The sequence below is a fragment of the Ancylomarina sp. 16SWW S1-10-2 genome (genome assembly GCF_009669305.1).
Taxonomy (GTDB): domain Bacteria; phylum Bacteroidota; class Bacteroidia; order Bacteroidales; family Marinifilaceae; genus Ancylomarina.
On sequence record NZ_SADB01000262.1, the window covers coordinates 1 to 415 of the forward strand.

Annotated in this window: 1 pseudogene; it reads right to left on the bottom strand. The window is 57.3% G+C overall.

Annotated elements, in window-relative coordinates:
• A pseudogene (locus EMN46_RS19175) lies at positions 1-415 on the bottom strand (sulfide/dihydroorotate dehydrogenase-like FAD/NAD-binding protein); the annotation flags it as partial.

A 415-nucleotide genomic window follows, 5' to 3' on the forward strand; every position in this document is an offset into this window, starting at 1 on the left:
TCCACACAGGCGAATTTGGTTTCTCCGCCAACACTGCAACGGCAGGCTCCGCACATACCCACGCCGTCAACCATGATGGAGTTCAGGCTGACAGTGGTCTTGACGCCGAAAGGCTTGGTTACCTTGGCGACCGCTTCCATCATGGGCACGGGGCCGATGGCCACTACTTCGGATACGTCTTTGTCCTGTTCAAGACGTTCACGCAGGAGATCGGTGACAAACCCTTTGTGTCCGGTACTGCCGTCATCAGTGGCAATGAGCAGCTCAGGGCAGAAGTAGCCCAGTTCGGTACAGAAAAGGAGCATGTTCTCGCTGCGTGCGCCCACAATGGCGACAACATGGTTTCCGGCCATGTGGTGGCCTTTGGCAATGTGGTGCATGGCTGCGATTCCGGTTCCGCCGCCCACACAGATGA